This window comes from Cobetia sp. 1AS1, assembly GCF_029846435.1.
GTDB classification, from domain to species: domain Bacteria; phylum Pseudomonadota; class Gammaproteobacteria; order Pseudomonadales; family Halomonadaceae; genus Cobetia; species Cobetia amphilecti.
The window spans coordinates 319896-343342 of sequence record NZ_JARWKU010000002.1 but is presented as its reverse complement, the minus strand read 5'-3'; the positions used below and the strand labels follow the sequence as shown (position 1 = coordinate 343342).

The following is a 23447-nucleotide window of genomic DNA, read 5'->3' as shown; positions in this document are numbered from 1 at the left end:
GTTCGCGGTCATGCTTCCGCCTTCGCCTCGGGCGAAGAGCGCTCTGCCGCAGTGGTATCCGCTTCACCTTCATCGCCCCAATCTCCCCAGAGCGCCGAGGGAGAACGCAGACGAATCTCCAGCGGCAGACCTTCCACATCATGCTGAACGTCGATGGCTTCGAGGGGGCGCAACCTGACTTCGAGCATCGCCTGATTGGCATCGAAGGGGCCCGCCAGCTGTGAGGGCAGCTTCTGGGTCAGCTCCGGCGGCGCCACGATACGCGCCAATACACTGCGGCCATCCGCGAAATGCGCCTCGGCCACTCGCCCGACAGCCACCTTGCCGACATATTTCGGCGAGAAATAGGCATGCAGTTCCGGCGCATTGGCAGGCACCAGCACGCCCAGAGGTTCGCCAGCACTCACCTGCTGACCGGGCTGCACGTAGCTCTTGGCCAACAGGCCATCCTGAGCCGCCATCAAGGACATCGCCGCGATGCTGGCTTCGATACGCGCCAGCTGGCGGGTCAGGTCCTGACGGCGCTGAACTACCGGACCAGCCAGCTCGGAGCGCGTATTCTCGCGCAGCTGCAGCAGCAGGTTCTCACGCGCTCCCGACAGTTGATCCTGAGCACTGGCACGAGCCACGTGGATACTGGCGAGGTCCGTCAGGGGGACCTCACCCTGGCGACGGAAGTCATCGAACTTGTCAGTCAGCCCGGACTGGAAGCGCAATGAGGCCTCGGCGTTATCGACCCGCTGGCGAGCGGTATCGACCAGCGACTCGCTCTCTTGCTGTGCGCCCTTGGCGGGCAGCGTGGCCAGAATCTCCTTGAGTGCGGTGCGATCGGCCTCCAGCTCACCATCCTCGAGCACGAACAGGGGGCTGCCCTGCTTGACGCGCTGGCCGGCACGCTGAGGCACATCCATGACACGCGCATCACGCGGACTGGTGATCACCAGCGGCTCGTGCGTCAGTACCGCCGGGGCCGACAGCAGCAAGCGGTCGCGCAGCGCATACCAGGAAAAGGCCACCACCGGCACCAGCACCAGAGCCATCAGCCCTATCCAGCGCCAGCGCCCTCCGCCCCGCCTGGCCTTGGCGTAGGGAACCTTCAGCCCGGACTGCTGGTCCGGGTGACGAGACTTTTCCGGGTCAAATCGAATATCCATCAGAAGCGTTTTCCTCGGCGCAGGACCCACCACGGGGCCATGCTGGTTTCTTCGTGGCTGCGACGCAGCATTTCATTGAGAATCGCGACCAGTGCCAACAGACGCATGCTCAGCTGGTAGAACGGAAGCACCGGCAGCCAGACCATGTTCCTGAGCGCGACCGGAATATCGCGACTGACACAGCAAAGCCCGGCCAGCGCGTACCAGCTGCACAGCAGCAGATAGATGAGATAGAGCAGCACGCTGATCGACACCGCATGCACCAGTGGCTGGGTGGCATACCACCAGATGACATAGCCACCGATCAGGAAAGGCAGTGCCACGCTTTGCACCAATCCGTAGGTCATCGTGAACAGCGTGCCGGGCCACCCCATCAAGCGCGGCCGCATGCCGCGCCAATGCTTGCGCAGGTAGATGAAATAGAGATCGCCCTCCCAGCGCATGCGCTGACTCGCCAGACTGCGCAGAGTTTCCGGGCCATCCGTGAAGCCGACGGCCTCGGGGATGAACGCAAGTCGCATATGTGGATGCCGACGCTGGTACTGCTTGAGGCGCAAGGTAAGATCCAGGTCTTCCGCGGTGTGGGTGTCCCAGCCGCCGACCTGACGCACGATATCGGTGCGGAAGATGCCAAAGGCCCCCGAGATGTTGTTGATCAGATTCCAGCGCGCCAGCCCGGTACGGCCATATTCGATCGACAGCAGGTATTCCAGGGATTGCAGGCGTGTTGCCAGCGAGACCTTGCGATTACGAATGCGCAAGTTGCCGGCCGCCGCCAGTACATCGGGGTCTTCGAACACCACCACGCTGCGCGTGACCATGTCACTGGCAAAGCCGGTATCACCATCCAATGCATACACCAGCTCACCGGTGGCAAGCCCGAGCCCGGTATTGAGTGACGAGACCCGCCCCCCGCGCTGCCACTTGGGCACCACCCGCAGAGTACGGTTGGCATGCTGCCGAAAGGCACTGGCCTGACGTCGAGCAGCCGCCAACGTCTCGTGATTGGCCGTGGCGCCATCGATCACCATGATCACCTCGACGTGGCCGGGATAATCCTGATGCAACAAGGATTCGGCGCTGGCGGTCACCCCCTCGCCCTCTGAATAGCAAAGCACCAGGCAGCTGACGGAGGGATAGCGCTCGGGCATGACCCTGGCATCATGAGTGCTGCCCCAGCCGCGATCGCGCAGATGGCCGACCATGCCAGTAATCACGATGGCGGCCAGTGGCAGTTCGAAGAGAATCAACAAGGGCAGAATGGATACCGCCACCCACGGCGAATGCAGCATCGAGCCACTGACCCAATGCATTTCCATCAATACCTGCGAGACAAAGATATCCAGCTCTCTCATGCCTCGGCCTCGGATGGCATCTTGCCACTCGGTTGACCAGACGCCTGATCGTCCAGCAATTGCGCCAGCCAGTATGGCGCCTTGCCTGTGCAGCGCTCGCTGGGTAGCTCATGCATCTCGAGCGCGATATTCAGCCCCGCGTCGTCCTCTGCCAGGTCGGTCAATGACTTGATGCGGCGTGCGATATCCACAAAGTGTTCACGGGGCGTATGGGGCAGTAGAAAGAGCCAATGGCCGGCGTCGTATTCACAGACCAGGTCAGTATCACGCAGTAGGCTCGTCAGACGCTGGGCCATGGCGCTCAATGACGCAGCCGGCGATGAAGCCGACAGCGGAGACGCCACCGAGCGTGAAGGAAGGGCGCCGGAGGACATCACCATCAGCAGATGGCGGTGGGCATGACGACGGGCGAGCGTCACCAGCAGGTCCAGCATGTGATGAAGCTCGGCGCGTGAGACTCGCTGTCCCACCATCTGCTCGGGCATGCCTTCCTTGCGCGGCAAGGCAACGACGCGACGCCCGGCTTCGCTGAGCGCCAGCGAGGCAACACGTTGCTGGATCAGCTCTCCGGGCTGCTGCAACTGGCCGCAATCCATGCACTGGACTTCCACCTCGCCCTCTACCAGCCATAGATCGCATTTCCCGCAGGCCAGCGATTCCAGCGGTCGATCATAGTCGACCCCGATATGCCGCAGCCGGACATGACATTTCGGGCAGATGAGTCGTTCGTCATGCGTGAAGTGATCAAGGCGGTCCACATGACCGCAGGTGAAACAGTGCAGCCCATCGAGCGGCACGAGATCCAGATGGCGGCAACGCGGACAGACATCGATATAGTTGAGGTGCACGCTGCGACACTGTCGGCAATGACGCGTGCGTGTCATGAGCGTCGCCTCGCGGGCCCAGCCACGCTGAGCGAACAGCGCAAGCAGATCGTGCTGCTCGCTGGCAGTCATGCCCCATGCACTCAACAGAGGCCATTCACAACCGGCCATCAGTGCAGGTGACAGAGAGACCTGCAGGACATGGTCGGGATAGAGGCGCCACCAGCGCAACAGACGCTCAGCGCTCGCCGACAGCCCAGCCTCGTGTTGCTCAGCTGACGCCGAGGCCTCCAGGCGCTTCACCACATCTGACAGATCAAGCAGACGGCTGCCCGGCCATTGATTGGCCAGTGCCTCGATGGAGGGAGAGCTCGCCCCCGTCACGATCACGGGTATCAGCGCACCTGACGCCGTGGCTCGGATATCGCTCAGCAAGCGCTCTGCCTCCTGCAGCGTCAGATACCCCGCCGGCTGAACCGCCAGATGGATGGCATCACACTGGCAGCCCGCAGAAACCTCAGTCGCAGCGGCGGGCGAGGCGCGATGTGGCGCTCGCTGCGCGAGCATCGCCAGCAGACCCTGTGGCTCGACCGCCCACTCTCTTTCTTCTATCTGCGAATGCCCATCACTTGAGTGCTCACTACTTGCAGCCGCAGGACGGCCAACAATGGCTATGTACATCAGAAAATCCCGTGAGGTCAGTCTTCGCCCCACCACGCGCGCCCATACTTAAGCATGAGACATCACGGATGAAACACTGGTGCAGAATCAACCCCATGGGACTGACACCATGAAATGGAGTTCATGGTGGATTGCCAACATCGGCCTTTTGAGCAGTGGTTTCATACCCTCATGTCGTCAAACACACATCTATCTAATGACAAAGACTGATAAAACTGACACAAAAGTTTGACGCAAATTGCATTTAACCTGATGGACTATTGAATCTCTCCTCGTTGAACCTCTCCCTCCGTCAAGCCCCCCAATGCATGGCCTCCCAGTCATGCCCTTGGCCTGCGCGCCTTGACGATACCGCCCTGCTCGACGCATTCACTGGCAACCAGGCGCCCACCCCATCCCGCAAACAACAAAGCCGGCACCTGAAACAGGTACCGGCTTCTTCGTCACGACCTCAGGTCGATGACAGACTCATGCGCCGAGCAAGCGTGGCTCAGGCAAAGACGATGGTCTTGTTGCCGTGGATCAGCACGCGATCCTGCAGGTGCCAGCGCAGCCCGCGCGCCAGCACTTTCTGCTCGACATCACGACCGATGCGCACCAGTTCCTCGGCGGTATGGCAGTGAGTGACGCGGTGGATGTCCTGCTCGATGATCGGGCCGGCATCCAGCTCTTCGGTCACGTAATGGCAGGTCGCGCCGATCAGCTTGACCCCACGCCCGAAGGCCTGGTGATACGGCTTGGCGCCCACGAAGGAAGGCAGGAAGCTATGGTGGATGTTGATCAGGCGACCGGCATAGCGCTCACACAGACTCGGCGGAATGATCTGCATGTAGCGCGCCAGCACGATGCAATCGGCCCGGGATTCTTCCACCAGACGCTCGACCTCGGCAAAGGCCGGCGCCTTGTCATTCTTGTCGACCGGCACGTGATGGAACGGAATGCCGTGCCATTCGACCAGCGAACGCATGTCGTCGTGGTTGGAAATGACGCAGGGAATCTCGCAATCCAGATCACCGGACTGCCAGCGATGCAGCAGGTCCACCAGGCAATGGGAGTCCTTGGAGACCATCAGCACGACACGCTTCTTGGCGGCGGTGTCATGCACGCGCCACTGCATGCCGAACTCTTCACCGATCGGGGCGAAGCGCTTGCCGAGCTCAGCGGCGCTCAGGCCGATGGTCTCGGGGTTGATCTCATAGCGCATGAAGAAACGACCGGCGCCAAGATCAGAATGCTGATTGGCTTCGGTGATCCACCCGCCCTGCTCGGCGATGAAAGTGGAAACTCGGGCAACAATTCCGACCTGATCAGGGCAGGACACCACCAGGCGATAGGCGTGAGACATCGTAAGTTCAACCATTGTGATAGCGGGAATGATGTTCAGCCGGCGAAGCGCCGGCCTGCGCGAGGAATCATGACACCGCCCGTAAGCAGCCCCTCGGCAAAGGTGGGCTATTGTAGCTGATCACGCGGCCTGAAACAGTGCTGCACCCCGATTCTGTCCATATGGTCAATACGACATTGCGATCAGCGGCCATCACGCCGGCCCACCTCAAGGCGTCGTGCGAACGGCTGGGCCGCTCTCGAATCGACGCGACCGGACAACAGCGCCATTTGTGGCGCTTCGCGGGATTCCCGTATAGTTGAGCCACATTTTATAGATGGCATGACATCCATGTTGAAACCCCGCGTTCAAGTCCGTCAGAGACAACGTCCGCCGCTGCACCTGCTACCGCTGGGTGGCTGCGGCGAGATCGGCATGAATCTGACGCTGTATGGTTATCAGGATCACTGGATTGCCGTGGATTGCGGCATGATGATTCGCCAGGACCTGCCGGAAGGTCCGCTGCAGGTGCCGGATATCGAGTCCCTGGCAAGCCTGGGCATCAGCCCGCAGATGCTGGTGATCACCCATGGCCACGAAGACCACATCGGCGCGGTCGCCTGGTTGTGGCCGAAATGGCGCTGCCCGATCATCGCCACGCCCTTGGCGGCTGGCCTGCTGCGCGCCAAGTTTGCCGAGCGCGAGCTGGAAACCTCCAGCCTGCAGATCATCGAGGTGGATGAAGGCTTCGAATCCGGCCCCTTCGCACTGCGACTGTTACCGCTGACCCACTCCATTCCGGAAAGCTGCTCGTTGTTGATCGTCACGCCGGAATATCGCGTGATGCATACCGGCGACTGGAAGCTGGACCCGGAGCCGTTGATAGGCGAGCCCACCGATCCGGAGCGCTATCAGGCACTGGCACCGGTCGATCTGGTCGTCGGCGACTCCACCAATGCGCCGCTGGTGGGTCATTCGCGCAGCGAGGGCGAGGTGGCACGCGCACTGGAGAAGACGCTGGCCGGCTGTCGTGGACGCGTCGTCGTGACCTGCTTTGCCAGCAACCTGGCCCGCATCCTGGCACTGGGGCGCGCCGCCGCACGCAATGGTCGCCGCATCACGCTGCTGGGTCGCTCGATGGAGCGCATGGTGCGCGTCGCCCGCGGTCTCGGTTATCTGGAAGACTTCCCGCCGCTGGTACCGGTGAAGGACCTGGGCTACCTGCCCCCGGAAGAGGTCATGGTGATCGCCACCGGCAGCCAGGGCGAGCCGCGCGCCGCACTGTCACGCCTGGCCAATTCCCGCCATCCTGACTTCGAGCTGGCTGCCGGCGACACCGTGATCTTCTCTTCCAAGGCGATTCCCGGCAATGAGCTGGCCATCGGCAAGTTGCACAACGCCCTGACACGCCTCGGCGTCGGCATCATGGAAGAGAAGCAGTTCCCGGACCTCCACGCCTCCGGGCACCCGGCGCAGGAAGAATTGCGCACCTTCTATGGCTGGCTGAAACCGGTACGCCTGCTACCGGTGCATGGCGAATATCGCCACCAGCTCGCTCACACCCAGGTGGCACAGTCCCTGGGCATCGAGGCACCGCTGATTCCCGTCAATGGTGACGTGATTCGCCTCGATGCTCAGGGGCTGTCGGTGGAGAAACGCCTGACACTGCACGAGCGCATCATCGAGCATGACAAGGTGCGTCCGCTGGATTCCATGGACCGCCGTGCCCGCGCGCGTCTCGGCCGGCATGGCAGCGTCTCGCTGGCGTTGCCCGTCACGCTGCAGGAGGCCGGCTGGGTTCGCATCGGCCGCTTGATGCTGGATATCAGCGGCACCTCAAGCCTAGATGAAGACAGCTTCGCCGAGTGGCTGGATGACACCCTGGCAGGCCTGGATGCCAGCAATGAACGTGAACTCAAGCAGCAACTCGATGGCCGCATCAATCGCTGGCTGCGCAACCACCTGCGCCATGAGCCGGTGCTCTTCCTGCATATCATGGCCATGAATCAGGAGTGAGTGTCGCGCCATCATTGAAGTGATGGCCGCCTTGAGCTCACTGCCCTGCACAAAGCAGCGCATGAAAAAGCCCGCCCGGGAAATACCGGGCGGGCTTTTCTGCTGCTGGGAGGCGCTCAGGGACTGGTGATGGCGAGATTGCCGACTTGCAATCTCGATCTCAGGCGCTTCAGCCACCTCCATGGCGTCAGGCCGAAGGTCTCAAACGGACTTGTTCTTCGGCGGACGGCCACGACGCTTGGGCTGATCACTGACCAGATCATCCACGGAAAGGCCAGCTTCGATCATCGCATCACGAATCTCGGCAAGCTTGCGCTCCTTGGCGATTTCTTCTTCGCGGCGCTGCTCGTCTTCTTCGGCTTTCTGCTCGATCACCTCATTGATGACCTCGGAGAGCTTGTGCAGTTGTTCCATGGACAGCTGACGCGCTGCTGCACGAGCAACATTCTTGTTACGAGCGATCTTTTCGAGAGAATCGGCTGTCATTTCGCTACCTCCACCATATGCACTGAGCTGGAATCCCTGCGAGTCATCGCATTGGATGTGATAATGCAGCAAAGTATAAGCGCAAAATATGAACTAACAAGCCTTGTCAAAAGCAAGGCAGTGTTTCCATAGGATAGACCAACAAAAACCCCGCTTGATAGCGGGGTTTTTGTCAGCGCCTGTGAATTATCCAGAATGGCTCGATCAACATGAGCGTCACGTTTGATGACGAAAAAGGACTCAGCCTCCCGTCATGTTCATGAAGCGAACGATCTGGACATCACCGTCCGTCGTGAAGTGATGACGCTCGGGCTTGAGGTGCATGGCATCGATGATCGCGGCCTTGAGCGGCTCGATGTCACCCGGGTGGCGACGCATGATGTCACGCAGGTCAAGCGAGTGCTCATTGCCAAGACACAGCAACAGACGCCCCTCTACCGTGACGCGAACGCGGTTGCAGGTCGAGCAGAAGTTATGACTGTGCGGTGAGATGAATCCCACCCGTGATTCGCTGTCCGCCATGCGGAAATAGCGGGCCGGCCCCAGACTGTCTTCAAGCGTGGGAATCAGCGGATAACGCGTCTCGATGCGCGCCTGGACATCATCACTGGAGCAGAAGGTCTCGTCACGCCCGTGATCCGAGACCTGGCCCAGCGGCATCTCCTCGATGAAGCTGATGTCCAACCCTTCCTCACGCGCAAATTCGACCAGCGACACCACTTCGTGATCATTGCGCCCTTTCAGCACCACCGCATTGAGCTTGATGCGGAAGCCTTCCTCGCGCGCAGCACGGATGCCGGCGATCACCTTGTTCAGGTCGCCGGTACGCGTCAGCGCCTTGAAGCGCTCCGGGTCCAGAGAATCAAGGCTGATATTCAGCCGTGACATGCCGGCGGCCTTCAACTGCGCGGCGTGCTTGGCAAGGCCCGCGCCGTTGGTGGTCATCGAGAAGTCCTTGAGCCCCTCGAGCGCGCCGATTTCATCGACCAGCTTGCCGATATCACGCCGCACCAGCGGCTCCCCGCCGGTCAGGCGAATCTTCTCGACCCCCAGTTCCACGAAGGCGCGCGCCAGCAACGCGATCTCTTCGAGGCTCAAGACCTCGTCGCGCGGCAGAAAGGTCATCTCTTCGCTCATGCAATAGACGCAGCGAAAATCACAGCGGTCCGTCACTGACAGGCGAACATAGCGGATGCGACGACCGAAGTCATCGACCAGGGTTTCCATCATGACTCTCCCGAAAACTTGGGTGTTGCCAGCGATGATTGTCTCTCTTCGCTGCTGGCCTCGGCCAATGAGTCATCAGCCTTGTGTTGCTCGACAAAGGGGGATACCGCTTCACCCTCTGCCGTCACCGCGGACTCTGGATGCCAGCGCTCGAGTGCCTCGCGATCGCTCGAACGTTCCCGCACCCAATAATCTCCCGTGGCGGTGTGCTCCTTTTTCCAGAAAGGCGCCCGCGACTTGAGGTGGTCCATCAGGAAGTCACAGCCGGCAAAGGCCGCCTGACGATGCGCACTGGCGACCAGCACCAGCACGATATTGTCGCCGGGCTCGAGCCGTCCGACACGGTGAATGATGCGCACCCCGGTGAGCGGGAAGCGCTCGCGCGCCTCTATGATCAAGCGCTCGAGGCTGCGCTCCGTCATGCCGGGATAGTGTTCCAGCGTCAGCGCGACGACATCCGGTCGCTGATTGAAATCACGCACCAGTCCCGTGAAGGACACCACGGCACCAATGTCGCCGCGCCCACGCGTCAGGACGTCCTGCTCGACACGCAGATCAAAATCGCTGGCCTGAATGCTGACCGAAAAGGCCCGCGAGGCTTCGTTTGCGACCTGGGTCATGTCAGCCCCCCGTCACCGGTGGGAAGAAGGCGACTTCATCACCGGCATTCAATGGGTGGTCATCGCGCACCATGTCCTGATTGACGGCGCATAGCACGCGAGTGTCATTGAGCGCTTCAAGCTGAGGGTCACGCAGCGCCAGGGTGCGCTTCAAGCCCCCGACCGTCGCTTCGGACAGCGTCGTCAGGTTCAGCGCCAGACAGTCGAGGTCCAGGCGTTCCCGCAGTTCCGCCAGGAAGAGAACCCGCACGGTGGCATCACCGCGGGCCGCCGGAGCGGCCTGTCCCGCTGTCGCTTCGATGGGCTCAGCTGTTGCAGCACGGCTTGGTTCGGTCCGGCTTGGTTCAGTCCGGCTTGGCTCAACCGGCGTCTGCTCGACAGCGGCGGCTTCGTCCGGACGCTGCCAATCACCACTCTTGCCACCGGTCTTGGTCTCGAGCTGGATATCGCCGATCACGATACCCTTGTCGACCGCCTTGCACATGTCATAGAGCGTCAGTGCCGCCACCGAGGCCGCCGTCAGCGCTTCCATCTCGACACCGGTACGCCCATTGAGGCGGCACAGCACCTGAATTTCCACACAGCTGTTGGCGCTGTCCAGCGTGAAGTCGACCGTCACCTTGGAGAGCATCAAGGCATGACAGAGCGGGATCAGCTCATGAGTGCGCTTGGCCGCCTGGATACCGGCAATACGCGCCGTCGCCAGCACATCCCCTTTGGGCAAGCCACCTTCGGCGAGCAGGGCGAGCGTGGCAGGCAGCATGCTGACGCGTGCGCTGGCTCGCGCCTCGCGGCGGGTTTCCTGCTTGTCCGCAACATCCACCATATGGGCTTCGCCGCGTGCGTTGAGATGAGTAAGGCTCATGAGCTGTCTCGTATCCGTATCGGGTGCGCCTGACTGGCGGCAATCTCTGAAATACCAATGCCTGAAGAAGCAGGCAGGCAAGCCCTGATGGACAGGACTGGCCAAGAAATTAGCAGACTATCTTTTCATGAATCAGCTGGCATGACCACTGGGCGGGCATCGCCTAGACGATGCCGCGACTGCCCAGCCACTGCACCATGACCGGCTCACCGGCGTGAAGCGTGGCGCAGCCGGCGGGAATCTCGATCAGGCATTCGGCCAGCAACATCGAGGTCAGAATACCCGAGCCCTGCCGCCCCGTGGTCATCACCACCTGACGCCCCTGGTCATCCAGCACGATCTGGCCGCGATGATAGTCGACACGCTCGGCACGTGAGCGCAGCGTCTCGCCAGCGATCAGCTGCAGGCGCGGGGCTTGCCACTGTGCCAGTGTCGTCGCGGAGGCGCTCGCCTCATCCTTCGCCTCAACCCTCGCCAACCGCTGCTGGCCCGACAACAGGCGCAGCGCGGGCAGCACGAACTGCAGGAAGGTGACCATGGTCGCCACCGGATTGCCCGGCAAGCCGAAGAACGGCACCTGGCCAGATGACGACTCGGCGGCGGCGGGAGTGGCACGCAACATGCCGAACGCCAGCGGGCGCCCCGGACGCATGGCGATACGCCACAGCGCGAGCTCACCACAGGCAGCGAGGGCACTGCGCACGTGATCGGCCTCGCCCACCGACACGCCGCCGGAGGTGATGACCATGTCGGCACGCGTCGCGGCATCACGCAGGGCAGCACTCACGCTCGCCTCGTCATCGCTCAGGATGCCGAGATCCAGCACCTCGATGCCCTGATCGCGCAGCAGCGCCACGAGGCTGAAGCGATTGGCGTCATAGATGCCGCCGGCCGGCAGTGTCTCGCCGGGGGCCGTGACCTCGTCACCGGTGGAGAAGATCGCCACCGTCAGCGGCCGATAGACAGCGACCTCGGCGAGCCCGAGCGACGCCAGCACGCCCACGGCGGCGGGCGTCAGCCACTGGCCCGGCGCCATCACCTGGCTGCCGCGCGCGATATCCTCTCCGGCCTGACGCACATTCTGGCCACGGCGAATGCTGGTCACGCCCTCGATCACCACCCGCTCGCCTGCGTCACCATCGACCAAGCCCTCGCCCAGCCCTTCGCCCTCGCCCTGCGCGGAGCGATACTCGAGCTGCTCCTGCATGACGACGGTATCGGCGCCTGCGGGCAGGGCCGCGCCGGTCGTGATGCGCATGGCCTCCCCCGCGGCGAGTGCTCGGCCCGTCCAGGGATGGCCCGCCAGCGAGCTGCCGATCACGCTCAACTCGCAGTGATCGCTCAATTCGCCGCGATCGCTCAGGGGCTCGCCGCTCGCCGCGTCTGGCAATGAAGCCCGCGCCAGCGCGATGCCATCCATTGCCGCGTTGGTCTGTGCCGGAACATCCAGCGGCGAGATGACCGTCTCGGCGAGCACACGTCCGGGCGCCTGCGCCAGGGCGACACGCTCGCTGCGTGGCGTGCGCATCACGCCCGCCAGGCTCTCCCCCAGCACGCTCAAGGCTTCATCGACACTCAGCATGCGCTCGCCGAAACGCGGATCGAAACACGACAGGCTCATGCGCCCACCTCGCCACGCGGCTTGCCGCCTTCCAGACGCCAATGCACCGGCCAGGCGGCGATCCAGGCGGCCAGCGCCTGAGGATCGTCAAGGTCCAGCCGCTTGAGGTCCTGCGGCACATCATCACGAGGCGGCAGCTGCGCCGCCGGTGTCGCCAGCGCATGGATCCAGGGGTCCTCTGGGGCTCGCAGCGGCTTGCCCACGGCCTCGCGGTACAGCTCAAGCTTGGGCAGCGGCCACTGCTTGAAGCCCTCGACCAGAATCAGGTCCACCTCCAGCCCCTCGAGCTGCGCCACCAGTTGCTCCAGATCGGCCTCCGCCTGGTCCGGCGTCTCCATCATCAGCGCAAAGCGCTTGGCAGACGCCACCAGCATCGGCACGGCACCGGCCGTTCGCAGACGATGACTGTCCTTGCCCGGCGTATCGACATCAAAGGCATGATGCGCATGCTTGATGACGGCGACGCGGAGGCCGCGCGCTCTCAACTCGGGCAGCAGCTGCTCGAGCAGCGTGGTCTTGCCGGTGCCGCTCCAGGCTGCAATGCCCAGCAGCGGACACGCTGACGCCGCCAGACGTGCCTGCCAGGCGGGCGACATCCCGACTTCATGAGAAATATCACCACGCGGCGTGGGATCATCACTGCGAGGGGAGGAATGTTCAGCACTGACAGCGGTATCTGCACGCTGGTCAGTCGTGGAAGAAGACTCAGGCATGAAGGTTCTCTTGATGATTCCGGCGTATGGCGGCCTGTCGACGGGCTCACCGCAGCGCTCCCGCACCCGCAAGGGAAAAGATGACGATGACAATGCGGGCTGAGCGGATGCCATGAAGGTGAACACGCACGGCGCTCATTTCAATGGGCAACGGCTCGATATGAACAAGGGTTCAATGGGGACAACGACGCAGAGTGGCAAGACACCCGCCAGAACCGCCAGACACGACACTTTCAAGGTGCAACGTAAAGGCCATCAAGACCGGACAGGCAAAGACAATAACCCGCCATACTCCTGAAGAGACGCACCCGGCGATGACCATCTGCATCACAATGACACACCCTGGGCGTGCAAACGGGAACGGATGACACGCAAAGGACGTCAGGAAAGAAGCACGCTCAGCGCGAGCCGGCTTCCATCTCACGGCATTCTTCAAGGGTATTGAGATTAGCGAAGTCCTGCTCGCTGCCCGCCTGCACCTTGAGCCAGACGTGCTGATCGAACCAGCGGTCGATCTTGCGCTCGCCAGCGGCCAGCGCCGCCTGCAGCGAGGGCAGCAGGCCACGGTGCATGAGACAGATCACCGGATGGTAACGGAACTCGTCTGCCGCCACGGCCAGCAGCGCAGGCCCGGCATCACCAGCGTGCCCGCCTTCGACAGTGAAGCCTTCCAGATGATCGCCGTTGGCATGGTCGATCAGCGCCACGCTCAGCGTCTCGACCAGTTCATTGGGCAGGTGCGGCACATCGCAGGCCACCATCATCACCCAAGGCGTCCGCGCTGCCGCCAGTGCACTGGCCATGCCCATCAGGGGGCCGTGGTAGCCCTGCTCGCTGTCTTCGACCAGTGGATGACCATAAGCAGCATATTCGGCGTGCGAGCGGTTGGCATTGATCAGCAGTTCACCCACCTGAGGGGTCAGGCGCGCCAGCACATGCGCCACCAGCGGCACCTCATTGAGCATGACCAGTCCCTTGTCGACGCCACCCATGCGCCGCGCCTGGCCACCGGCCAGCACCACCCCGGTGATATTGGCGGGCGTGAGCGAGGCCTTGAGCTGCTCGGCATCGCTCGGCAGTGGCGTGGCGTCAGAGGTGTGATTGGAGCTCGGCATGAAGGCGTATCCCGGTCGAGTGCGCATAGGCGCAGGTAATGGCATGCAGCAGGGCTGCTGGCAGGGCATCCAGTGCAAGCGGCTGATGCACAAGGCCTTCTCAGCCCTGAAGCTTGAGGTGCTTGCACTGAAGGCTCAGCCCATTGAAGACGACTCAGCCCGCTGTGGGCTCAGTGTGCAGGCTGGCAGCGCTCAGCGTCCAGCGCGCACTCGAGCCCTGACTCAAGGCATTGTCCTGATGCGAGGACAGGATCACCGCACACCCCTGCTGGCACATCTGCTCCAGCCGCAGCGCCAATTGCTCGACGGCGGCCTGATCCAGATTGGCGGCAGGTTCATCCAGCAACAGCACCGGCGGACGTGACAACCAGGCGCGCGCCAATGCCAGGCGGGCACGCTCGCCACCCGACAGAGAGCGAGCCGGCTGACGGGCCTGATCGCTCAGCCCGCTCCAGCGCAGCATCTCTTCGACCTGATCGCGCTGCTGGCCGGCAGAGCCACTGTCGGGCTGCCAGCGAGCCGCCAGCACCAGATTGCCGGCCACGCTGGTGTCGAACAGATACGGCTGCTGGTGCAGGTAGCGCACCGGATGAGCGTCACGGGTCTGCCATTCAAGCTTGCCGCCTGTCGCTGGCTGCATGCCGGCCAGCACGCGCAGCAGCGTGGTCTTGCCGCTGCCGTTGTCGCCCTTGAGGTGCACCCAGCCGGACGCCGGGGTCGGCGCCCAATCCAGCGCCGCCACATGCCACAACAGGCGCCCTTGCGCCTCGGCGCCCTCGCCGGATGCCTGCGCCGCAGGCGGCAAGCGATATTCGAGGCCGCGCACGCGCAACAGAGGGGCAACGCTTGCGTCGGCAGCGAGTACCTGGGCAGCAGGCGGCGCGGCTTGCGCGAAGCCAGTCCCCGCCACCGGGCAGGAGGGGTCGCCCGGGGGAACAGACGAGGACGAAGAACTAGGGGGGAACATCATGACTCCATACGACGATTCAGCCTGACGCGATCAGTGCTGGTGTGCTTGTCTCAACTGGCAGGCAGGCGGCTTGCAGGCTGCGGGAGCAGAACGTGACTGGCGGCGAGGCCGCAGGTCACGCCTGCACCACCAGCTGACCGCGACCGCGCAACAGGCCCAGCATCAGATTGAGCGCCAGTGCCAACACCAGCAATACCATGCCCAGGGCGACCCCCTGGGCATACTCGCCCTTGAGGGTTTCCAGCGCGATGGCCGTGGTGATATTGCGCGTGAAACCGGCAATGTTACCACCCACCATCATGGCGCAACCCACTTCAGCGATGATTCTACCAAACGCGGCCACCAACGCCGCCATCACGCCGAAACGGGCCTCCATCACCAGCCGCCACAGCGCCGCCCGGCGCGACGCCCCCAGCTGCAAGGCCGTTTCCCAGGCACGCTTGTCGACGCCCGCCAGCGCGGCATGCAGCATCACCACCAGAATCGGCAGTGCGAGCAGAATCTGCCCGATCACCATCGCCGGCTGGGTGAACAGCAGATGCCAGTCACCCAGCGGGCCAGCGCGCGACAGCAGGATGAACAGCAGCAGCCCCACCACCACGGTGGGGACGGCCATCAGGGTATTGATCAGCGAGATCAACAGCCAGCGCCCCGGGAAGGCACAGCGAACCAGCACGAAGGCGATCAACAGTGCCGGTGGCACCGCGATCAACATCGCCATCAACGAGACACGAAACGACACGCCGATGATCTCCCACAGCGCGCCATCCATGCTCAGCAGGAGGCTCATGGCCTCCTGTGTGGTTTGCCACAAGCTCACGAACGCGGCTCAGCTTGTGCGCCCTGCGCCTTCACCGGCGCGCGCTCAGAGGCGCGATCCGCTGTCTGGCGAGCATCGAAGCCGGTCTCGCCATGGCTGGCATGAAACAGCGCCTTGCCCTTGAGACGGTAATCATCGATTGCCTGCTGCCCTTCGCTGGAGATCAGCCATTGGGCCAGCTCACGCGCACCACGGGTATTGAGCCCATCATGATTGGCCGGGTTGACCAGAATCACCTGATAGGGGTTGAAGAGGCGCGCATCGCCCTCGACCAGAATCTCAAGCTCGAGCTTGTCTTCCATCGCAAGCCAGGTACCACGATCACTCAGGGTGTAGTCCTGCAGCTCACTGGCCATGCTCAGCACCTTGCCCATGCCCTGGCCGACGGCCTTGTAGCCGGAGAAGTCAGGGGTGACATCGGCACTCTGCCACAGGGCCAATTCCTTCTTGTGGGTGCCGGAGTCATCGCCGCGCGAGATGAAACCGGCATTGGCGCCGGCGATCTTGCCCAGTGCCGCGTCCACATCCTGCATGCCGTCGATGGCCGCCGGGTCCGCCTCGGGGCCGAGCAGCACGAAGTCGTTGTACATCACGCCATGCGGTTCGACACCGTAGCCGGCATCGACGAACTTGCGCTCGGCGCCCGGGGCGTGAGTCATCACCAGATCCACATCGCCATCCTGGCCCATGCGCAACGCCTTGCCGGTACCGACCGCGATGACCTGAATGGTGACATCGTGGGCTTCTTCATACTCCGGCAGCAGGTGATCGAGCAGGCCTGAATTGTAGGTACTGGTCGTGGTAGCCAGACGGATGATGTCGTCGGCTGCCTGGGCCGGCAGAATGCTCAGCGCACCGAATGACAGGCCTGCGAGGGTGGCCAGCAGGCGACGAGAAGACAAGGTATGGCTTTGCGGCATGGGTGGTGCTCCCTGAATATTTTTCTGGCGTGACGGTCTTGATGACATCAACGTGAATGCTGACTCTGCAAACGACATGCCGAAAGCGCTGTGGTGACGAAACGGACGATCCGATAAAGGCTTTCAAGGCTTTGCCAGACAGCGCTGATACATGGGCTGGCACGCAAGACAGCCGGCGATGATACCGGAATCCTCTCCAGCAGGCAGACTTGCCGGTACCCGCCTCCTGTCGTCCCTATCGTCCCTGACGCCCTGACGCCCTGACGCCCTGTCGCCCTGACGCCCTGTCGCCCTGATGACGTCGCTATATCGACTGGAGCGAATGGCGCTACCGGAATGGCACTGCGGGAATGGCATTGCCGGAATGGCCGAGAAAATACTGACAATAACTCCAGGCATGACCACCACTGGCCCATGACGACCCGATTGCCGAGTCATCGCCGGGCCTTGCGTAGCGCAACGGGACAGCCTGCCAACCCTGCCCGCCAGCGCCGCGTGCTGACAAGGCTGCAAGGCCCTGCCTGTGGCCAGCACAAGCAGAAAGAGGCCGCAATGTGGCATCCAGCGCTAGATTACCAGTGAGCAGCACGCCACAATGCCCGCATGATAGAGATGATCTCCCCTGCGACCATTACTGCCCTGTTGACTCGAGGAACGCCATGACTGCCCACGCCCCCTCCACACCCCGTGAGACCCGGCGTAGCGGCAGCGACCCCCTCCCCACCGCCTCGGTACTGATCGTCGATGACGAGCCCGGCATGCGCCGCTATCTGGAGAAGGCACTGTCCTCGCGCTTCGCGCTGATCGAATGTGCCGACAGTGTCGAGCAGGCCGAAGCCCTGCGCTCGCGCCTGCACTTCGACCTCATCCTGCTCGACATTCGCCTGCCGGGACGTGATGGCCTGGATTGGGATGAGGCGCTTGCGCCCTCTTCGGTCAGCGATGTCATCTTCATGACCGCCTACGCCGATCTCGAGACCGCTGTGCGCGCACTGCGGGCCGGAGCCTGTGATTTCATCATCAAGCCGTTTCGTCTCGAACAGTTGCAGGCCGCGCTGGACCGCTGCCTTGAGCGCCGCCAGCTGACGCGGGAAAACTTCCTGCTCCGGCGCGACAATGCCCGCCATCAGCAGGAAGAGGCCAGCCTCAAGGGCGAGAGCCCTGCCATGCAGGAGCTGGCGCATATCATCGCGCGCGTTGCTCCCGCGCCCTCGCCGGTGCTGATTCTGGGGGAGTCCGGCACCGGCAAGGAGCTGGCGGCGCGTGATCTGCATCGCCTGTCCGGTCGGCGCGGCGCCTTCGTGCCGGTCAACTGCGGTGCCATCAGCCCGGAGCTGTTGGAGAGCGAGCTGTTCGGCCACCTCAAGGGGGCCTTCACCGGCGCGCACCGTGGCCGTGATGGCCTGTTCAGCTTCGCCGATGGCGGCACGCTGTTCCTGGATGAAATCGGCGAGATGCCATTGGCAATGCAGGCCAAGCTGTTGCGAGTGCTGGAGACGCGCCGCGTGCGCCCCGTCGGCGGCGAGCAGGAACAGGCGGTGGACGTGCGTATCGTGGCCGCCACTCACCGCACACTGGAGACGGAGGTGGCCGCGGGCCGCTTCCGCGAAGACCTCTACTATCGCCTCAACGTGCTGAGCCTGACACTGCCGGCCCTGCGCGAGCGCCCGGAGGACATCCCGGCGCTGGCCCAGCATTTCTCGCGCCAACTGTCGCGTGAGCTCAACCTCCCCGCCGTGCCCTGGCAGCATTCTGATCTCACTCGCCTGTGCCACTATTCCTGGCCCGGCAATGTGCGGGAACTCAAGAACGTCATCGAGCGCGCCTTGCTGCTCGGCCGCCTGCCCGGCGATACCCTGCCGGTCGACAGTCAGGCCGAACAGGCATCAAGCCACCCGGCATGGGATGACAGCGGAGACGCGACCACCTCCATCGAGGAAGAGGCCACCAGCAGCGGCTATCCACTCGAGTGGTCATTGGATGCGGTGGAAAAGGCCCATCTGTGCGCGGTACTGGAGCGACATGCCAACAACAAGTCCGCCGCCGCCCGCCAGCTGGGCATCTCGCGCAAGACGCTGGATCGCAAACTGACCACCTGGCGCGCCGAGCAGCAAGTCAGCGAGGACAGCGGCGCTGAGAATGGCACTGAGAGTGGTACTGAGATTAGTACTGAGAGCGGCGCTGAGAGCGATCAACCCGCCCCTGCCGCCACGTCCGCCGCTCCCTACGGAGCCGACGGCAGCGCATGATCAAGCGCCTGCGCCATTACTTCGCCGGTTCGCTGCGGCGCAGGCTGCTGCTGCTGACACTGGCGCCGCTGCTGGCGCTGATGCTGGCGCTGGTCGGCCTGACCGCCTACTGGACCACGGCCTATACCGACCGCCAGCTGTACATGAACGTGCGCAGCGATCTTGATGTCGCCAGCCGCACGCTGCAGAGCCAGCATCAGCGCCTGCGTGATGGCCTGGAGGCGATGCGTCGTAACCTGCGTCAACTGGTGGCACCCGATGAGCAGACCGCGCAGCTGTTACCACGGCTGGTGCCGCGCCTGGATACCATGCGGGACACCCTCAATGCCGACTGGCTGCGCTGGCTGCCCACCGAGCAGTTGCGACAGACGCCCGGCGTCGCCGCGCTGATTCCGCAACTGGCGCGCGGCGAAAGCCTGGATGGCCTCGACATGCTGTCCAGCGACTCGCTGGCGACGCTGGACCCTGCCCTTGCCGAGCGCGCGCGCCTTGCGCTGCGCCAGACGCCCTACGCACAACCCAGTGCCCGTCGCGAGGAAAACCGCGGCATGCTGCTGCGGGCGCTGGTGCCCATCCTCGATGGCGAGGGCAAGCTGCTGGGCGCGCTGGATGCGGGCCGCCTGCTCAACCGTGATCCGCGTCTGGTCGATGAGATCCGAGATCTGCTCTATGGCCCCGGCACTCTGCCGGAAGATGGCACCGGCACCATCACCCTGTTTCTCGATGATGTTCGCATCGCCACCAATGTCACCGACGCCAGCGGCGAGCGCGCGCTGGGCACGCGCGCCTCGCTGGAGGTGAAGCGTCAGGTGATCGGCAATGGCGAGCGCTATATCAATCGTGCCTTCGTGGTTCGTGACTGGTTCGTGGCCGCCTATGCCCCGCTGGATTCCCTGGATGGCCAGCGGATCGGCATGATCTACGCAGGCTATCCGCAGGCGCCCTACGCGCGACTCTATCGCGAGACGCTGACGCATATCAGCCTGGTGCTGATCGCGGTCAGCCTGTTGGGGGTACTGTTGGTGTGGAGCAGCATCGAGCGTCTGATGCAGCCGATCCGACAGATTCGCCGTGTGGTGCATGCGGTGCGTGACACCCCCTCACAGGAGGGCTTGCGCATAGGCCCGCTGTCCTCTCTTGGGCCGGCGCAGCGGCACGGTGATGAGCTGGATGAACTGGCCGAGGAATTCGACGCCATGCTGGCGCGACTGGAAGCGCACCGCCATGAGATACAGCTCGCGGCCCAGACGCTGGAAGCTCAGGTGGAGGATCGCACCCGCGATCTGAGCGCCCAGACCGCCACGCTGCGCGAACGCAGTCAGGCGCTGGAGGAGCACGTTCGCCTGCTGCGCGAAGCGCGTGCGCGCCTGCTGACCCGCGAGAAACTGGCGGCACTGGGCGAGCTGACGGCGGGTATCGGCCACGAGATCAACAACCCCGCCGCGGTGATTCTGGGTCATGTCGAGTTGATCGAGGTGATACTCGGTGAACAGGCCGAGCCGGTGCGCGAGGAAATCGCCACCATCATTCATCAGGTCGAACGCATTCGCGCGCTGGTCGACAACCTGCGTCAGTACGCACGCGACCCGCTCGTCTCCAACGACATTGGCGACGGCAACTCACTGACGCCGTCACTCGGCGCGCCTCACCTCAGCCAGATTCATCCCGACGAGGCGATCCACAGTGTCGAGGTGCTGGTCAGGCACGCGCTGGACCATCACGGCCATCAATTGCAGCATGAGCTGGCGGCGACCCGCTTGATCGAGGCCGATCGCGCGCAACTGACCCAGGTGCTGGTCAATCTGCTGATCAACGCCATCGAGATGGCGCCTGCGCCGGATACGCTGTGCATCACCAGCCGTGATCGTGATGCAGCGCTGGCCGTAATGAATGGCGAGCCAAACAGCCGTCCGGATACGTCAGTCTCAGCGCCAGCGTCAGCCTCAGTGCCAACAGCGGAGCTCGCCCCCGTGGCGGGAGTCGAGATACGCGTCATCGATCACGGCGCTGGCGTGCCCGAGCACCTGAAGTCGCGCATCTTCACGCCCTTCTTCACCACCCGCGCCAATGGCTCGGGCATCGGGCTGTCGGTCTCATCGGGCTTGATCACCCAGCTGGGGGGCAGGCTATGGCTGGAAGATACGCCCGGTGGCGGCGCCACCTTCTGCCTGTGGCTGCCGTGCATCGCACGCCGGCATCATGAGGATGATCAAGGGCGCCATCTGCTCGAGACGCTCAGCGCCGGTGGCAGCAGTCGCTCGCCTTGAGCCACACACAACAAATGAACTCACCTGGCCGTGGCGAGGCGCACTGCCACGCACTCCCACCCGCGTGCTAGCCTGCGCGCATGCTCACTCAATCAGGCACCACTGATGTCGCACGATAGCTCCCCTACTGCCCCCGAACCTCTCACTGCCGGCAAGGCAGATCAGCCCACTGACGATGGGGAGATGGCAGCGTCTCGCACGCTGGGCAAGCGGCTGCGCGAACTGCGCACGCGTCATGGCCTCTCTCAGCGCGAACTGGCCAAGCGCGCCCAGGTGACCAATTCGACCATCTCGCAGGTCGAGCAGAACGCGGTCAGCCCTTCCGTCAGCTCGCTGAACAAGATTCTCGAGGTATTTCCGATCTCGCTGAGCGACTTCTTCAGCGATGAGATACCCGTCGAACCACCACGCATCCTGCGTGACAGCGAGCATGAGCCGATCGCGGGCTGTGGACCGGGGCTCACGCTGCGACGCATTGATCAATCCCGGCAGACATCGCCACAGCCCCAGATCGAGCTGGGCAGCCTCGCACCGGAGTGCAGCGCCTATCTGCAGGCCGCGCATGACAGCCTGGTGCTGGTGACGCACGGCGCACTGTGCATCGAGTTCCCCGCGACGGCGGCCTGCCAGGAGGCACTTCTCGAATGTGGTGATGCTGCGCGACTGCATGCAGGGGAGCGCTATCAACTGCACTGGCGCAAGCCTGAGGCGTCACAAGCCGCCAACCATGACCTCGTGCCCTCTGAAGTCGCCAACCGTGAAGTTACCCACCACGAGGCCTCCGACGCTGCCGAGGCCCCAGACTGCCAGTGGCTATGCATCGCACAGAGTCGCTAGGCAGGCATTCGCTCGAGAGCTGCTCGGCCCTGCCAGCTCGGCCCTGGCCAGCACGCCCTTGACCAGTAAGTCCCAAGCCAGCTCGGCCGAGTGGGCGTGAAGCGCGTCGCTAGCCTCTTGCAGCACGGGAGTGAGGCTGGCCCGCAGCATCAGGCGACTGCTCGCGCGCCTCATCACAGGGGTCATTGGTGGCCGGCTCGGCCAGGAAACGCTCCACCATGGTGTGCGGGCAGAAATCTGCCAACCATTCCTCGCGCACCGGATAGCCCTCCTCTGCCAACAACTCGTTCATGCGTCGCGCAAGGCCTTCGGCGGAATGCGGCGCGATGGCGTGTTCCAGCTCGCCCTTGAGGATCTCGCGTATTCCACCACGGCAATCCACCGAGACCACCGGTGTGCCGCAGGCCAGCGCCTCCATCAGCACGATACCCATGCCCTCGACACGCGAGCTGAGCACAAATAGCTTGGCGGCACGCATCCAGGCATAGGGGTTGTCACGCTGACCAGCGAAGATCACCCGCTCGGCGATGCCAAGCCTCTCAGCCTGGGCTTCCAGGGCTTCCCGGCAATTGCCCGCCCCCACGATCACCAGCGGCTCCTTCGGATTGGCCAGGGCATAGGCCTCGAGCAACAGGGCGTGATCTTTCTGCGGCACCAGACGCGCCACATTGAGAATGAAGGGCTCAGCGGGGATATCCGGCTCATCCATGGCGGCCTGCTCGCGGATCCGGGTGATCGGACAGGCATTGACGATCGTCTCGATATGCGCCGGTGTCACCCCGTGCTGGTGAGCAATGTCACGAGCCCCCTGCGCCACATCCTCGGACACCGCCACCAGATGCTTGTCCTCCAGCAGGCAGCGGGCAAACATGCGCTGCTTCCACTGCGGGCCGCTAAAGTTGACGCGATTTTCCAGCACGTAACGTGCACGGGAATCCTTGAATCCCCACACCTGCTCGAAGGTTCCCAGGCCACGGAAGATGATGCGGTCAACCTTGCCGTGTTTCTGCTCGAATTCCTCGAGCCAGGAGGCGAATTCCTCGCCACCGGCCTTGCCGACCCACACGAAATTGGAGCGACGGATCACGGGATTGAGCACCAGACGTGACGCCAGTGTCGTCAGGGCGCCGCCGACGGAACGCTGGACGCGCTGCTGAATCGGCACGATGTGCTGTTGGACGCTGGCATCCTGCGGCTCCAGCACCTGATCACGACCGCGCCAGATGACCATATGTGTCTCGTGGTCATTCGCGGCCAGACTGTCGGCAAGATTGACCGCCACTCGCTCCATGCCGCCCATTTTCAGGCTTCTCACTACGACCAGGGTACGCAAGCATCACTCCTTCGAAGGTCCGCCAGTACCGCCTTGTGTCACGTGCAAGA

The 23447-nt window shown here is 63.4% G+C and carries 17 protein-coding genes and 2 pseudogenes; 4 read left to right on the top strand and 15 right to left on the bottom strand.

Annotation, left to right across the window (positions count from 1 at the left end; genetic code table 11):
- Positions 1–8: 8 nt before the first annotated feature.
- The 4 genes from QD280_RS05270 to purU all read right to left on the bottom strand — a co-directional run bounded on the left by QD280_RS05270 (position 9) and on the right by purU (position 5359).
- Positions 9–1154 carry an HlyD family efflux transporter periplasmic adaptor subunit gene (locus QD280_RS05270; RefSeq protein ID WP_279838528.1) on the bottom strand — a complete coding sequence of 382 codons (1146 nt, stop codon included), beginning with the start codon at positions 1152–1154 and terminating at the stop codon, positions 9–11.
- Positions 1154–2509, bottom strand: a complete 1356-nt coding sequence (locus QD280_RS05265; RefSeq protein ID WP_279832668.1) for a glycosyltransferase family 2 protein — start codon at positions 2507–2509, stop codon at positions 1154–1156. The genes QD280_RS05270 and QD280_RS05265 overlap by 1 nt, the downstream gene beginning before the upstream one ends.
- Positions 2506–4014: a hypothetical protein gene (locus QD280_RS05260; RefSeq protein ID WP_279838526.1), complete on the bottom strand. Its 1509-nt coding sequence runs from the start codon at positions 4012–4014 to the stop codon at positions 2506–2508. Before QD280_RS05260 ends, QD280_RS05265 begins: the two co-directional genes overlap by 4 nt.
- A 490-nt stretch (positions 4015–4504) precedes the next feature.
- On the bottom strand, positions 4505–5359 hold the full coding sequence (gene purU, locus QD280_RS05255) for a formyltetrahydrofolate deformylase (RefSeq protein ID WP_043336780.1): 855 nt from the start codon (positions 5357–5359) through the stop codon (positions 4505–4507).
- 414 nt (positions 5360–5773) lie between these two features.
- On the opposite strand from purU, the gene QD280_RS05250 reads away from it, so the two are divergent.
- Positions 5774–7354: a ribonuclease J gene (locus QD280_RS05250; RefSeq protein WP_279838801.1), complete on the top strand. Its 1581-nt coding sequence runs from the start codon at positions 5774–5776 to the stop codon at positions 7352–7354.
- 201 nt (positions 7355–7555) lie between these two features.
- On the opposite strand, the gene QD280_RS05245 is transcribed toward QD280_RS05250, so the two are convergent.
- The 10 genes and pseudogenes from QD280_RS05245 to QD280_RS05200 all read right to left on the bottom strand — a co-directional run bounded on the left by QD280_RS05245 (position 7556) and on the right by QD280_RS05200 (position 16711).
- On the bottom strand, positions 7556–7840 hold the full coding sequence (locus QD280_RS05245) for a hypothetical protein (RefSeq protein ID WP_043336782.1): 285 nt from the start codon (positions 7838–7840) through the stop codon (positions 7556–7558).
- A 240-nt stretch (positions 7841–8080) separates the two neighbouring features.
- Positions 8081–9070: a GTP 3',8-cyclase MoaA gene (gene moaA / locus QD280_RS05240; RefSeq protein ID WP_054556294.1), complete on the bottom strand. Its 990-nt coding sequence runs from the start codon at positions 9068–9070 to the stop codon at positions 8081–8083.
- A 161-nt stretch (positions 9071–9231) separates the two neighbouring features.
- Positions 9232–9687, bottom strand: a pseudogene (locus QD280_RS05235) (molybdenum cofactor biosynthesis protein MoaE); the annotation flags it as partial.
- Position 9688: 1 nt separating this feature from the next.
- A complete protein-coding gene (moaC, locus tag QD280_RS05230; protein ID WP_279838525.1) occupies positions 9689–10552 on the bottom strand; it encodes a cyclic pyranopterin monophosphate synthase MoaC in 864 nt (287 codons plus the stop codon).
- Positions 10553–10715: 163 nt separating this feature from the next.
- On the bottom strand, positions 10716–12173 hold the full coding sequence (gene glp, locus QD280_RS05225) for a gephyrin-like molybdotransferase Glp (protein WP_279838524.1): 1458 nt from the start codon (positions 12171–12173) through the stop codon (positions 10716–10718).
- Positions 12170–12769 carry a molybdopterin-guanine dinucleotide biosynthesis protein B gene (mobB, locus tag QD280_RS05220; protein WP_054556297.1) on the bottom strand — a complete coding sequence of 200 codons (600 nt, stop codon included), beginning with the start codon at positions 12767–12769 and terminating at the stop codon, positions 12170–12172. The genes glp and mobB overlap by 4 nt, the downstream gene beginning before the upstream one ends.
- A gap of 515 nt (positions 12770–13284) precedes the next feature.
- Positions 13285–14001 carry a molybdenum cofactor guanylyltransferase gene (mobA, locus tag QD280_RS05215; RefSeq protein ID WP_107336326.1) on the bottom strand — a complete coding sequence of 239 codons (717 nt, stop codon included), beginning with the start codon at positions 13999–14001 and terminating at the stop codon, positions 13285–13287.
- A 154-nt stretch (positions 14002–14155) separates the two neighbouring features.
- Positions 14156–14968, bottom strand: coding sequence for an ATP-binding cassette domain-containing protein (locus QD280_RS05210; protein ID WP_279838521.1), 813 nt, complete (start codon positions 14966–14968; stop codon positions 14156–14158).
- Positions 14969–15086: 118 nt separating this feature from the next.
- Entirely contained in the window at positions 15087–15761 is a 675-nt protein-coding gene (locus QD280_RS05205; RefSeq protein ID WP_199852303.1) for an ABC transporter permease, read from the bottom strand.
- 26 nt (positions 15762–15787) lie between these two features.
- Positions 15788–16711, bottom strand: coding sequence for a substrate-binding domain-containing protein (locus QD280_RS05200; protein WP_279838520.1), 924 nt, complete (start codon positions 16709–16711; stop codon positions 15788–15790).
- A 659-nt stretch (positions 16712–17370) separates the two neighbouring features.
- On the opposite strand from QD280_RS05200, the gene QD280_RS05195 reads away from it, so the two are divergent.
- From QD280_RS05195 to QD280_RS17860, 3 genes and pseudogenes are all read left to right on the top strand, one after another.
- Positions 17371–18960, top strand: a complete 1590-nt coding sequence (locus tag QD280_RS05195) for a sigma-54 dependent transcriptional regulator (protein WP_279838519.1) — start codon at positions 17371–17373, stop codon at positions 18958–18960.
- The gene (locus QD280_RS05190; RefSeq protein ID WP_279838518.1) at positions 18957–21227 is read left to right on the top strand and encodes a cache domain-containing protein; all 2271 of its coding nucleotides are present in this window, start codon (positions 18957–18959) and stop codon (positions 21225–21227) included. The genes QD280_RS05195 and QD280_RS05190 overlap by 4 nt, the downstream gene beginning before the upstream one ends.
- A 183-nt stretch (positions 21228–21410) precedes the next feature.
- A pseudogene (locus QD280_RS17860) lies at positions 21411–21620 on the top strand (helix-turn-helix domain-containing protein); the annotation flags it as partial.
- A 553-nt stretch (positions 21621–22173) separates the two neighbouring features.
- Here the strand turns inward: QD280_RS17860 and QD280_RS05180 are convergent.
- Complete coding sequence (locus QD280_RS05180; RefSeq protein ID WP_279838516.1) at positions 22174–23397, bottom strand: glycosyltransferase; 1224 nt, start codon at positions 23395–23397, stop codon at positions 22174–22176.
- Positions 23398–23447 lie beyond the last annotated feature (50 nt).